We start from the raw sequence: 10,309 nt of genomic DNA, 5'->3' as shown, positions 1-10,309 counted from the left end.
GGGCCGGCGCCGGTCGTACCGGCCCCGGTCAGCTCGGCCAGGCCGGCGACCGTCGGGTGCTCGAAGATGGCCCGCAGCGGCAGGTCGACGCCGAACGCCCGGCGGATGTGGCTGACCGCCTGGGTGGCCAGCAGCGAATGCCCGCCCAGGTCGAAGAAGTTGTCGTGCGCACCGATTCCGGAACGGCCGAGCACGGCCTGCCAGATGTCCGCGATCCGGCGCTGGGCCGGCGTCTGCGGCGGGACGGAGGCGGCCTTGCCGGCCCGCGGCGGCGCGGGCAGCCGGGCGCGGTCGACCTTGCCGTTCGCAGTGAGCGGCAACTCGGCCAGGGTGACGAGCTGGGCGGGGTGCATCCACGACGGCAGCTGCGCGCGAAGATGCGTGCGCAGCAGGGGCAGCACGGCAGGCTGGGCGACCACATAGGACACCAGCGCGCCGTCGGTGGCCACGGTCACCGCCGCGCGCACGGCCGGATGCCGGCCGAGCACGGCGTCGATCTCACCCAGCTCGATCCGGTAGCCGCCGATCTTGACCTGGTGGTCGGTGCGGCCGAGGAAGTCGATGGTGCCGTCGGCGCGGTACCGGGCCAGGTCCCCGGTGCGGTACATCCGGCTGCCGGGCGCGCCGTGCGGGTCGGGCAGGAACCGCTGCGCGGTCAGCGCAGGCCGGCCCAGGTAGCCGCGGGCGATGCCGTGCCCGGCCAGGTACAGCTCGCCGGTCACGCCGACCGGCACGGGTTCCAGGTGCCGGTCCAGGATGTACACCCGGGCGCCGGGAACGGGGCGGCCGATCGGGATGTCCCGCTCGGTCGGCCCCACCGGATGCATGGTCGCGTACACGGTGGCCTCGGTCGGCCCGTAGCCGTTGACCACCTTCGTCGAGTGCAGCGCCCGAAGCCGCTCGACCAGCTCGGCCGGGAAGGTCTCGCCGCCGAGCAGCAGCGTGTCCAATGGGGACAGATCGGCGGCGCCGGCGGCGAGCAACCGGGCGGCGAACGACGGAGTGGTCTGCAGGTGCGTCACCCCGTGCCGGGCGATCGTGCCGGCCACGTCGGCGTTCTCCTCGTCCAGCAGCACCACCCGGTGCCCCGCGGCCAGCGTCCAGACCAGCTCCAGCACGGAGATGTCGAACGCGGTGCTGGTCAGCGCGAGCCAGGTCTGCGGCCGCCTGCCGAACAGCGCCGTCATCGCGGTGAGGAAGCCGCGCAGGTTGGCGTGCGTGACGGCGACGCCCTTCGGCGTGCCGGTCGAGCCGGACGTGTACAGCACGTAGGCCAGGTGGCCCGGCCGTAGGCCGGCCGGCTCGCCCGGGGCCGCCGGGGGAAGCGGCTCGTCCAGCGGGATCATCTCCGCCGTGTGCTCGGGGAGTTGGGTGAGCAGGTGCCGCTGGGTGAGGATGACCGGCGGCGCCGCGTCGGCGAGGATCGCCGCGAGGCGTGCGCTCGGGTAGGTGGGATCCAGCGGCAGGTAGGCGCCGCCGGCCCGCAGGATCGCCAGCAGGCCCACCACGAGCTCCAGACCACGCTGCGCGGACAGGCCGACCAGGGTGTCCGGCCCGACCCCCCGGCTGCGCAGCATCGCGGCCAGCGCGCCGGCCCGGGCGTCGAGCTCGCCGTAGGTCACCGTCTCCCGGTCGGTGACCAGCGCGACGTCGTCCGGCGCGGCGGCGGCCCGGCGCCGGATCGACTCTGGCGCCAGCGGCGTGTCCACTGTCACCCGGGCCACCGCTGCGGCGTCGTCATGTGGGCTGCGTGTGTTGGCGGGTCCTGCCGCCATGGTGGCGCTGGCATTCCAGCGGTGCAGCATCCGCTGCCGGGTCTCTCCGGTGACCAGTGCGACCGTGCTCAGTGGACGGTCCGGTTCGGCGACCACCCCGGTCAGCAGCGTCCGGTAGTGCTCGGCGAACCGGGCGACGGTGCCCTCGTCGAACAGGTCCCGGCGGTATTCCCAGCGGGTGTGCAGCACGCCGCCGTCCACCTCGACGATCAGCGTGAGGTCGAACTTGGCCGCCGCCGGGTCCAGCTCACGCGGCGCCGCGCGCAGCCGGCCGGCGGCGCCGTCCGGCAGGTCGTAACCGCGCAGCGGCCCGGGCCGCAGGGTGAACATGGCCGAGAACAACGGGTTTCGCCCTGGTTCGCGGTGCAACCCGAGCGCCTCCACCAGTTGTTCGAATGGCAGGTCCTGGTGTTCGTATGCGGCCAGGGTGGTTTCCCGGGTGCGGGCCAGCAGGGCGGCGAAGCTGGGGTCGCCGGACAGGTCGGTGCGCAGCGCCAGGGTGTTGACGAAGAAGCCGATCAGCGGCTCCAGCACCGGGTCGGCCCGGTTGGCCACCGGCGTGCCGATCGCCACGTCCGGCTGTCCGGCCAGCCGGCCGAGCAACGCGCTGAACGCCGCGGCCATCGTCATGAACAGGGTGGTGCCGGCCGACCCGCTGAGCGCGTGCAGGCGGGCGGACAGGCCGGCCGGCAGCGAATGCCGGACCGCGCCACCGGGTCCGGCCGCACCGCCCCGGCGCGGGCGATCGGTGGCCAGCCGCAGCTCGGGCGGCGCCCCGGCAAGTGCCGATTGCCAGTACGCCAGCTGCCGCTCGCGCCGCGGCCCGGCCAGCCAGTCCCGTTGCCAGAGCGTGTAGTCCGCGTACTGCACCGAAAGCCGGGGCGGTTCGTCGCCGCGGTAGAGCGTGGTCAGCTCGTCCAGCATGACGTTCATCGAGGCGCCGTCGCAGGCGATGTGGTGCACCGCGACGACGAGGTCGTGCACGGTGGGGGAGAGCCGGACCAGGTGGGCGCGCAGTACCGGTCCGGTGGCGAGGTCGAACGGGCGCTGCGCCAACTGCCGCGCCACGACCGCGGCCTGACCCTCGGCGCGGGCCGGAGCGAGCCCGGACAGGTCGGTCATCGGCAGCCGAACCCGTTGCGGGGGCAGGATCTTCTGGTACGGCGTGTCGCCGTCGAGCGGGAACACGGTGCGCAGCGCCTGGTGCCGGGCGACCACCCGGGACAGGCAGGCGGCCAGCCGGGCGAGGTCGAGCACGCCGGTGAGCCGCACCGCGCCGGCCACCGTGTAGGCGCCGGTGCCCGGTTCCAGCGCGTCCAGGAACCACAACCGTTGCTGGGCGTGGGAAAGCGGCAGCCGTTCGGGCCGGGGCCGGACCGTCGGGGCGCTCCGCTCCGGCGGCGCCAGGGTCGCGGCGATCCGCTCGATGCTGAACCCGGCCAGCAGGTCCGCCACCGAGATGGTCACCCCGAGTGCGGCCTGGACCCGGTGCTGCAGGGTGATCGCCATCAGCGAGTCGAAGCCGAGGCTGATCAGCGACCGGCTCGGGTCCACCCGGTCCGCCTCGGTGCCGAGCAGATCCGCGGCCACCGCGCGCAGTTCCGCCAGGACGTCGTCGGTCATGGCAGCACCGGCGGCAGCTCGCCGTCCAGGTACAGCGCCCGGCACCGGCCGCGCTGGAGCTTTCCGTTGGACGCCTTGGGAACGCCGCGCGGCGCGACCGGGACCACCTGGGCGGCCAGCCCGTGCTCCTCGGCCACGGCGGCCCGCACCGCGGCCACCACCTCCCCGGCCGCCGCCGGGTCGGCGATCTCCACCGCGACCACCAGCCGGTCGTCGACGGTGAACGCGGCGACGCCGCGCGTGCGCACCAGCGGATGGCCGCGCTCCACGGTGTCCTCGATGTCCTGCGGGTAGTGGTTGCGGCCCCGGATGATCAGGACGTCCTTGTTGCGCCCGGTGACGAACAGTTCGCCGTCCAGCAGGAAGCCGAGATCGCCGGTGCGCAGGTGGGCGGCGCCGGAGACCTCCGCGTGGAACAGGTGGTCGTCGGTGCGGTTCCAGTAGCCCTGCGCCACGCTGGGTCCGGCAACGAGGATCTCGCCGACCTGCCCGTCCGGCAACGGGTCCAGGGTCTGCGGATCGGCGACGCACACCGGCAGTTCCGGGTGCGGCCCGCCGCAGCCGACCAGGGCGAGGTCGCCGTCCGGGGCCGGTTCGACCACTCCGCGTGCCAGCGCCTCGGTCCGGGCACGCAGGATCACCGGTTCCCGGCCGACCGGCCCGCCGGAGACGAACAGCGTGGCCTCGGCCAGGCCGTAGCACGGGTACAGCGCCGTGCGCCGCAACCCACAGGACGCGAAGTGCTCGGCGAACCGTTGCAGGGTGCGGCTTTTGATCGGCTCGGAACCGGAGAACGCCACCGCCCAGGAACGCAGATCCAGCTCCGGTCCGGTTTCCGGGTCGTAGCGTTGGACACAGAGGTCGAACGCGAAGTCCGGACCGCCGCTCACCGTGCCGCCATAGGCCGAGACCGCCTCCAGCCAGCACAGCGGCCGCTGCAGGAACTCCAGCGGGGTCAGCAGCACGCCGTGGAAACCGGTGTGCAGGGGCTGCAGGATGCCGCCGACGAGACCCATGTCGTGGTAGGGCGGCAGCCAGCTCACGCACACCGAGTCCCGGGACAGCGCCATCCGGTCGCGGATCACCTCGGAGTTGTGCACCAGGTTCCCGTGGGTGACGACGACTCCCTTGGGATCGCCGGTCGATCCGGAGGTGTACTGCAGGAACGCCACGTCGTCGGGTCGCGGCAGGCCGGGCAGGTCGGCGCCGGTGGCCGGGAAGTCCTCGACGGCCAACAGCGGGAGGTCACCCAGCTGTCCGTCGTCGAGCGTGGCGAGCAGGGCCAGCACCGGCGCGTCGGCCACCAGCGCGACCGGCTTGGCGTCCTGGGCGATGCCGGCCAGCCGGGTGAGGCTGCGGGGGTTGGTCGGCGGGTACACCGGAACCGCGATCACCCCGGCATACAGCGCGGCGGCGAAGGCGACCACGAACCGCAGCCCCGGCGAGCACATGACCAGCACCCGGTCGCCCGGTGCGGCGATCTCCCGCAGGCCGACCGCCACCGAGCGCGCCGCGTGTTCGAGCTCGCCGTAGCCGAGTCGCTCCGCCTGCCCGCCCGCGGTGAACGTGTACGCCGTGCCGCCGGGGTCCTCGGTGGCCCGCCGCCTGATCAGGTCGACAAACGTGGTCATCGCGTCCCTCAGTCCCGGAACCACTGCAGCTGTTCGAGCGCGATCGGCACATCGCCGTCGACCCGCAGGCTCCCGGTGGCGAAAGCCTGGCCGGGATCGAGCTTTCCGCCCATGATCCGCACATAGTCGCGAAATTCCGCGCTAATGGTGACGTCCGGCGTCCGATCGCCATTCGGCATGACCTGACATATTCCGTCGGCGATGGCGAGCTGCCAATTGTGCGGCCCGGAACCGGACGTTATCCGGTAATGGATGACCGCGCTTTTCCCGTGTGCCTTGGCCGGCCGGAAAGCGTCGCGAAGATTGTTGAACAGCCCGGCCAGCACGGTGTGCTCGCCGTCCCGGGACGACTGCGGCGGCACCGTCACGTACCGGGAGCCGGGCACGACGGGGGACTCCCCGCCGACCCGGTCGACCACCTGCAGGCCGTCCGGGGCGCGCACCCACCGGGTGTCGCTCCAGCCCCGCGTCAACTCGTCCCAGCCGGGCACCGCGCCGTGCAGGTGCGGCAGCAGCGAGTCGGCCGGCACCGGGTCGGCGGCGGACTGCCAGCGGTAGTCACCGGAGAGCCGCAACCCGTCGGTGCCGTTGGCGAGCGCCGCGTGCGCGGTGAGGCAGTGGAAGATCAGCACGTCGCCGACCTTGTAGTCGGTGCTGGCCCAGGCGTCGTCGGACCGGTCGACCTGGTCGAAGCGCGGCACGACACCCTGGTTCTGCGAGCCGACCAGGATGGCCAGGCCACCGAGTTCGCGCGGGCAGTCCAGGAACGGGATCCACGAGGTGAACATGTCCGGCACGCCCTCGACCACGAAGTCCTGGTGCGGGTAGATCCCCGGGGTGGTGCCCAGCCGGGTCGGCCAGACGATCCGGCCGGTCTTGCGCGGGTGCAGGAACACGTCCGGACCGAGCAGGTTGCGCATGATCTGCGTCAGCGCCGGCTCGTGCGGCAGCGCGTGGAAGTACTCCAGCCGTTGCAGCGCGGTGTATCCGCCGTAGAAGTTGGCGTTCTTGAAGTCCCGGGCCGGGCCGGTCAGTACCCCGTCGCGCAGCCAGCCTTCCCGCTGCAGCGCGGAAAGCAGGTCGCCGGCCAGCACCCGGATGGGCTCCGGATCGAGCAGCCCGCGAAAGAAGACGTAACCGTCCTGAGCAATTCTTTGTCTTAACCGGTCCGGTTCTTGAGCAATTTCCGAGGAGTCCCTGAGGTCGCGCATCGTGATACCCCCGATCAGCTCAAGATCTGACCGTATGTCCCGATTTGTCCGTCGTCAACCCGGCTTGAGTGAGTTGCGAGCTTCAGCGATCCTCGATCCCGTTTCGATAGTATTAGCGCCATGTTCGCCGATCTGGCAGACCAATACTTCGACGAATACTGCCGGCTCGATCCGGTGTACGCCACGCTGTGCGGGCGGGCCGGTTTCGACGCCGCGCTGCCGGACTACAGCCCGGACGGCTGGGCGGCGCGGGTGGACCTGTTGCGCGGCACGCTGACCCGGCTGAACGACGCCCCGGTGCTGCGCGAGCGGCTGGCCGCGGAACTGGCCTATCTGGACAGTGGCCTGGCAGCCTCGCTCAACATCGTGGTCAGTCCACCGGTGCTGATCCGCACCGCACTGGAGCAGACCACCGATCCCGACGACCGGCGCGCCCGGCTCGCCGCATTGCCCGACGCGCTCGCCGGATATCTGCGCACCCTGCGCGAGACCGGCCCGGTTTCCCGCCGCCAGGCCGAGATGATGCTCGGCGCGGTCCGGTTCTGGGCTCAGGGTGAGCCGGCCTTCGCCGGGTTCGCCGACGGCCTCGAACGCGACGTGCTGCCCACCGCGCACGGCCCGGACGGCATCGGCCCCGAGCGGTACGCCGTGGCCGCGCGGCACGCCCTCGGCCTGGATGTCGACCTGGCCGAGACCCGGGCCTGGCTGACCGACCGGCTGGCCGAACTGACGGAACGGACTCGGATCGTGGCCGCCGGCATCGCCCGGGGTCGGACCGTTCGCGAGGTGGCCGACCTGCTCGACGCCGACCCTCGCTGGCACGTCCGCGTCGACGAACTCCAGCAGTGGGCGCAGAAACAGCTGGAGGCCTCGTTCGACCTGGTGCACGGGACCGTGCTGGAGGTGCCGGAACCGTTGCGGCGCGTCGAGGCGGTGGTTGCGGAGCAGCCCGAGGCCGGCCCGGTGCGGTACCTGCCGCCGGCCGCCACCGGGACCCGGCCGGGCCGGGTGCACTGGCCGGTGCCGGCCGGGCAGGACTCGACCCCGGTCTGGCGGGAGCTCACGATGATCCATCACGAGGGGGTGCCCGGACATCACCTGCAGGTCGGCGCGGCCCTGCTGGACGAGCGGTTGCCGCTGTGGCAGCGGCACACCACCGTGTTCGGGCATGCCGAGGGCTGGGCGGTCTACGCCGAGGGCCTGATGGCGGAACTGGGCGCTCTGGCCGAGCCCGCGCAACTTTTCGGCTACCTGATGGGACTGCGGGCCAACGCCGCCGTGGCACTGGCCGACATCGGCCTGCACTGTCTGGGGTGGACGGATGAGCGGGTGCTGGAACTGCTCCGCGAGCACACCACGATTCCCGAGGCGATGCTGTACTTCACCGTGCTGCGCACCGCGGCCTGGCCCGGGCAGGCGCTGACCTACGCGTGCGGCGAGCGGGTCTGGCGGGCCGCCCGGCAGCGCGCGGAACGGGTGCGGGGCAAGCACTTCGACCTGCGCCGGTTCCACGCCGAGATGCTGGCGATCGGCCCCTGCGGCCTGAAGATCCTCGAGGATCAGGCCGGTTTCCGAGCGACCACGATGGCGTAGCCGGCCTCGGGCAGTTCGCTGAACCGGACCGCGTCCACGCCGATCTTCTCGGTGATGTCGGCCGGCATCCCGCTCTTGGCCTCGATCTCCCTGGCCCTGGCCCGGAAACCGTCGTCCACCGCGCGCATGGTGCGGCGCAGGATGTGGTCGCCGACCTCGATCAGGTCGACCAGTTCGAGGCCGGCGGCCGCCACCTTGGCCGGGATCTCGTCGAGCTTGTTGTACAGGCAGTGCACGCTGGCGTAGTAGCCGTCCAGGAAGTCGCGGGTCGCGGCGTCGACCGGAGCCCGCTCGACGCAGTCGGTGACCACCAGCCGGCCGCCGGGGCGCAGCACCCGGGCGATGTTGCGCAGCGCCTCGGTCCAGTCCGGCACGTGGATCAGGCATTCGCTGGACCAGGCGTGGTCGAACGACTCGGCCTCGAACGGCATGTCGTTGACGTCGGCGAACTGCACCGTGATCCGGTCGTCGAGCCGCTCGGCCCGCACCCGGTCCTTGGCCAGTTGTAGCTGGTAGGCGCCGATGTCGATGCTGACCACCTCGACGTCCCTGGTGCGCACGAACCGCACCGCGGGCGCGGCGTTGCCGCAGCCGACGTCCAGCAGACGCTGCCCCGGCGCCGGATCGACCTTGTCGATCACCATGTCGGTCAGCCGCAGGGTGGCCACCTCCATGGGCGCGTCGTCCCCGGCGTCGTGCCAGTAGCCGACGTGCATGTTGCCGCCGAGGATCTCGACCGAGGCGTCGGTCAGCGTCGCGTACTGCGGGTTGACGGCGTCCTGAGTAGTCATTGGGCCAGCGTCTTGGCAACCCGTCGATGCGTCAACAAACCTCGATCAGGGCTTGAGCACGGTCTTGCCCATCGTGGCGCGGGACTGCAGGGCGCGGTGCGCGTCGGCCGCCCGCGCCAGCGGGAACGGGGGTCCGACCAGCGGAACCAGCGCTCCGCTCGCGGCGGCGTCGAGGGCCCGGGTCTCCAGCTCACGCAGGCCGCCCGGTCGTTGCAGCAACCTCGGGCCGACCGCCACCCCGACGGTCAGCCCGCGACCGACCAGATCCGTTGCGGTGAACCGCATCGGCTCGCCGGACGACCAGCCGAAGATCAGCAGCCGGCCGCCGGACCCGACCAGTTCGAGCGCGCCGCGGCCCAACTCGCCGCCGACGCCGTCCAGCGCGACCGTGACCGCACGGCCGTCGAGCCCGGCCCGCACCTGCTCCGCCCAACCCGGCCGGCCGTAGTCCACGGCGACCTGGGCGCCGAGCCGGCGCACCTGGTCCACTTTGGACTCACCGCCGGCCAGTCCGACCGCGGTGGCGCCGATCGCCCGCACGTGCTGGATCAGCAGGTTGCCGATGCCGCCGGCCGCCGCGGTGACCAGCACGACGTCGTCGGCGGTGAGCCCGGCCGTCTCCAGGATGCCCATCGTGGTCCGGCCGGTGCCGATCATGGCGACCGCCACGTCGTCGGACACGTTGTCCGGCAACGCATGCAGTGCCTCGGCGGGTGCCAGCGCCCGCTCGGCGTAGCCCCCGCTCGGCTGCCCGAGGTGCGCCACCACCCGGGTGTCCAGCCAACTGTCGGGCACACCGGCGCCGACCGCGTCGACCACCCCGGCCACCTCGCGGCCCGGTGTCATGGGCAGCGTGGGGAGCGGGAACGGGCCGCCGGCCTGGCCGGCCCGGATCGTGGTGTCGAGCAGGTGGATCCCGGCGGCGGCGACGGCGATGCGCACCTGGCCGGGACCGGGTCGCGGGTCGTCCACCTGCTCGTAGCGCAGGTTCTCGGGCGGGCCGAACTCGTACTGCCGGATCGCGTGCATACCGCCGACCATAGAAGCTCTAGTTAACTGGAGGTCAATGATCCACCCCTTGTGGCCACGCGGCGTGTCCGGAAGACTCGCGCGGTGACTGATCTCGTGGTCTGGGGCCTCGGCTCGTTGGGCAGGCCGGTGCTGGACCGCATCGCGGACCGCCATCCCCGGCGCGAACTGGTCGCCGTGGTTCGCGACCCGGACCGTCCGCCGCCGCTGCCGCCCAACGTGACGGCCGCCGGCCTCGAGGTGCTGGCCGGCACGGCGGCTCCGGTGCTGGTGTGCGTGGCCGACAACGAGGCCGAGGTGCTGCGGCCCTACCTGGCCGGCGGCCGGATCGAGGCGGGCCGGGCCGCGGTGGCGCGGCGCAACCTCGCCCTGCTGGAGCGGCACGTCGAGACCAGGCACTGGAAGGAGCGCCCGGTCCTGGTGGTCACCAACCCGGTCGAGCCGCTCTGCGGGTACCTGGCCGGCGCCGTCGGATGCCGCCCGGTGTACGGCGCCGGCATGCAGGTCGATGCCGAGCGGTGCCGCACGGTGCTGGCCGTCGGCTGGCACGTGCGCCTCGCGCCGGACGAACTCCCGATGACCGGAACGCACGGCATGACCCCGGTTCCGGTGCACTCGGCGGTTCCCGGCTTGGCCCGGCAGGTGGCCGGGGAACC

The 10,309-nt window shown here is 72.6% G+C and carries 7 protein-coding genes; 2 read left to right on the top strand and 5 right to left on the bottom strand.

Features of this window, described 5'->3' with window-relative positions:
* The 3 genes from VFO68_RS27015 to VFO68_RS27005 all read right to left on the bottom strand — a co-directional run.
* A partial coding sequence (locus VFO68_RS27015) for an amino acid adenylation domain-containing protein (RefSeq protein ID WP_325161207.1) occupies positions 1–3,398 on the bottom strand: 3,398 nt, incomplete at its 3' end.
* Entirely contained in the window at positions 3,395–5,029 is a 1,635-nt protein-coding gene (locus tag VFO68_RS27010) for a fatty acyl-AMP ligase (RefSeq protein WP_325161206.1), read from the bottom strand. The genes VFO68_RS27015 and VFO68_RS27010, both read right to left, overlap by 4 nt.
* A gap of 8 nt (positions 5,030–5,037) precedes the next feature.
* The gene (locus VFO68_RS27005; RefSeq protein ID WP_325161205.1) at positions 5,038–6,240 is read right to left on the bottom strand and encodes a phytanoyl-CoA dioxygenase family protein; all 1,203 of its coding nucleotides are present in this window, start codon (positions 6,238–6,240) and stop codon (positions 5,038–5,040) included.
* A 120-nt stretch (positions 6,241–6,360) separates the two neighbouring features.
* Here VFO68_RS27005 and VFO68_RS27000 point away from each other — a divergent pair, with 120 nt between their 5' ends.
* Positions 6,361–7,833, top strand: coding sequence for a DUF885 domain-containing protein (locus tag VFO68_RS27000; protein WP_325161204.1), 1,473 nt, complete (start codon positions 6,361–6,363; stop codon positions 7,831–7,833).
* On the opposite strand, the gene VFO68_RS26995 is transcribed toward VFO68_RS27000, so the two are convergent.
* Positions 7,800–8,624, bottom strand: coding sequence for an SAM-dependent methyltransferase (locus tag VFO68_RS26995; RefSeq protein ID WP_325161203.1), 825 nt, complete (start codon positions 8,622–8,624; stop codon positions 7,800–7,802). The two genes, VFO68_RS27000 and VFO68_RS26995, sit on opposite strands and share 34 nt — an antisense overlap.
* Before the next feature lie 45 nt (positions 8,625–8,669).
* On the bottom strand, positions 8,670–9,653 hold the full coding sequence (locus tag VFO68_RS26990; protein ID WP_325161202.1) for a zinc-binding dehydrogenase: 984 nt from the start codon (positions 9,651–9,653) through the stop codon (positions 8,670–8,672).
* A gap of 84 nt (positions 9,654–9,737) precedes the next feature.
* Here VFO68_RS26990 and VFO68_RS26985 point away from each other — a divergent pair.
* Positions 9,738–10,309: hypothetical protein (locus tag VFO68_RS26985; RefSeq protein WP_325161201.1), on the top strand; the 572-nt coding region annotated here is incomplete at its 3' end.

Source organism: Actinophytocola sp., assembly GCF_035712165.1.
Classification (GTDB): Bacteria; Actinomycetota; Actinomycetes; order Mycobacteriales; family Pseudonocardiaceae; genus DASYTH01.
This window is presented reverse-complemented; position numbering and strand designations above follow the sequence as displayed.

What these genes read in the sequence shown, in the direction of transcription:
- VFO68_RS27010 (WP_325161206.1), bottom strand. Translation starts at nt 5,029, where the DNA reads ATGACCACGTTTGTCGACCTGATCAGGCGGCGGGCCACCGAGGACCCC.
- VFO68_RS27000 (WP_325161204.1), top strand. Translation starts at nt 6,361, where the DNA reads ATGTTCGCCGATCTGGCAGACCAATACTTCGACGAATACTGCCGGCTC.
- VFO68_RS26995 (WP_325161203.1), bottom strand. Translation starts at nt 8,624, where the DNA reads ATGACTACTCAGGACGCCGTCAACCCGCAGTACGCGACGCTGACCGAC.
- VFO68_RS27005 (WP_325161205.1), bottom strand. Translation starts at nt 6,240, where the DNA reads ATGCGCGACCTCAGGGACTCCTCGGAAATTGCTCAAGAACCGGACCGG.
- VFO68_RS26990 (WP_325161202.1), bottom strand. Translation starts at nt 9,653, where the DNA reads ATGCACGCGATCCGGCAGTACGAGTTCGGCCCGCCCGAGAACCTGCGC.